This is a genomic window from Leucobacter sp. M11, from assembly GCF_035726885.1.
In the GTDB taxonomy this organism is placed as follows: domain Bacteria; phylum Actinomycetota; class Actinomycetes; order Actinomycetales; family Microbacteriaceae; genus JAPFRB01.
This window is the reverse complement of the sequence record NZ_JAPFRB010000002.1, coordinates 394,699-396,737: the sequence shown is the minus strand read 5'-3', so window position 1 is coordinate 396,737 and position 2,039 is coordinate 394,699. Positions and strand designations below refer to the sequence as shown.

The window sequence follows — 2,039 nt, the reverse complement described above, 5'->3', positions numbered from 1 at the left end:
GGCGACCAACGAGGGCTTCGGCTGGCCGACCGTTGGCCGGTATCTCTTTGCGCCCGAGATTCTCCAGGGCGCGCTCCTCACGATCGTCCTCACCGTGGTGTCCATGCTGGCGGGCACCGTGCTCGGGGTCGTACTCGCGATCATGCGGTTGTCCAGCAACCCGGTGCTGTCCCTCGTGAGCCAGGCATATATCTGGTTCTTCCGCGGGACCCCGCTGCTCGTGCAGCTGATCTTTTGGTACAACATCGCGGCGCTGTATCCGACGATTGCCCTCGGCCTGCCCTTCGGTGGGCCCTCGATCGAACTCGGGCAAGCAAATGTGCTGATCACCCCGCTCGTGGCGGCGTTGCTCGGGCTCAGCCTGAACGAAGCCGCGTACATGGCGGAGATCGTGCGGGCCGGGATCAGCTCCGTTGACCCCGGCCAGCGGGATGCGGGGCGGGCAATCGGCATGAGCTCGGGGCTGATGATGCGCCGCGTCATCCTGCCCCAGGCCATGCGCGTGGTACTTCCGCCCACCGGAAACCAGGTGATTTCCATGCTGAAGGGCACCTCGCTCGTCAGCGTGCTGGCGATCTCTGACCTGCTCTACTCGGCGCAGATTATTTACTCGCAGAACTATCAGACGATCCCCCTGCTCCTGGTGGCCAGCGTCTGGTACTTGGCGATGACCACCGTGCTGACGTTCTTCCAGGGCCGCCTGGAGACCCGCTACGGGCGCGGATTCCAGCCGCGGCGAACCCGCCGCCCGGCGGCCGCTCCTCTCCGAGAGGAGGTCGCGGCATGAGCGGCACCGTGATGGTTGAGGCGCGAGGGGTGCGAAAGTCCTTCGGGGGTACCGAGGTCTTGAAAGACCTGTCCCTGACCGTGGTCGAGGGCTCCGTGACCTGCCTGATCGGTCCGTCCGGCTCGGGGAAGACCACCTTCCTGCGCTGCCTGAACCGGTTAGAGACGGTTGACGCGGGGATCATCATGATCGACGGAGCCCTCGTCGGGGTGGACCAGCGCGGCGGTCGACTCGTCGAACAGCGGGAGCGCGACATCGCGAAAACGCGGCAACAGTCCGGAATGGTGTTCCAGCGCTTCAACCTGTTCCCGCACCGAACCGCGCTGGAGAACATCGCGGAGGGTCCGCTCTTCGTGCAGAAGCGCCCGAAGGCCGAGGTGCTTCGCGAGGCGCGCGAGCTCCTGGCGCGCGTGGGCCTGGCGGACCGGGCCGATGCCTACCCGCAGGAGCTGTCCGGCGGGCAGCAGCAGCGCGTGGCGATCGCCCGGGCCCTCGCGATGAAGCCCAAACTGATCCTGTTCGACGAGCCCACCTCGGCGCTCGACCCGGAGCTGGTCGGGGAGGTGCTCGCGGTCATGAAGCAGCTCGCGCGGGAGGGAATGACCATGATCGTCGTGACGCACGAGCTCGGGTTCGCCCGCGACATGGCGGATCAGGTCGTGTTCATGGCGGACGGCGTCGTCGTGGAAACCGGGCCGCCAGCGCAGGTGCTGGGGAACCCGATCGAGACGAGAACGCGGGAGTTCGTTGCCAGCGTGATCTAGCCCCGGGTCCGCCGCCCCGTCACACAGGGTCCCCGCCGAGCGTCGCCCGCACGCGCGCTCGGCGGGGACCTGCTGCGCGGACGCGCTGCGGCGCTGCCCGCGTACTCCTGCGGGATGATTCTTGGGCGTCAGCGGCGGATCCGCGGGCAACGGTCGGGAAAACGCCGTAGCGTGTGAGGTGTGTTCCGACAGATGACTCCGTGGCGAATCGCCGTTGATGCGGTGATCGCCGGTGTGTTCCTCATGCTCCTGATGATGGGGCTCACCGGCGGTCGCTCGACGGCGCAGGGCCTCGCCGAGCTCGGCGTGATCGTGCTGTTGTGCACGGCGCTGGCCTTCCGCCGCTTCTCGCCGCCGCTCTCGCTCGGCCTCGCCTGGGCCGCGGCGCTCCTGCAGATGGGGGCGGGGTTCTCGGTGCTGTTTGTGGACCTCGTGATCCTGGCGGTGCTCTACTCCGTGGCCCGCTACGGCTCGAAGCGGGTGCGCAC

3 protein-coding genes are annotated in these 2,039 nt (G+C 67.8%); all 3 read left to right on the top strand.

Going from position 1 to position 2,039, the window contains the following annotated elements; translation table 11 throughout:
- Positions 1-787, top strand: a 787-nt coding sequence (locus tag OOT08_RS06185; RefSeq protein ID WP_325091708.1) for an amino acid ABC transporter permease, incomplete at its 5' end; no start/stop codon positions are given.
- Positions 784-1,551, top strand: coding sequence for an amino acid ABC transporter ATP-binding protein (locus OOT08_RS06180; RefSeq protein ID WP_325091707.1), 768 nt, complete (start codon positions 784-786; stop codon positions 1,549-1,551). The genes OOT08_RS06185 and OOT08_RS06180, both read left to right, overlap by 4 nt.
- Before the next feature lie 180 nt (positions 1,552-1,731).
- A partial coding sequence (locus tag OOT08_RS06175) for a DUF7134 domain-containing protein (protein ID WP_442916187.1) occupies positions 1,732-2,039 on the top strand: 308 nt, incomplete at its 3' end.

Bases quoted from the DNA above. Each gene is read 5' to 3' on its own strand.
- OOT08_RS06180 (WP_325091707.1), top strand. From the start codon at position 784: ATGAGCGGCACCGTGATGGTTGAGGCGCGAGGGGTGCGAAAGTCCTTC.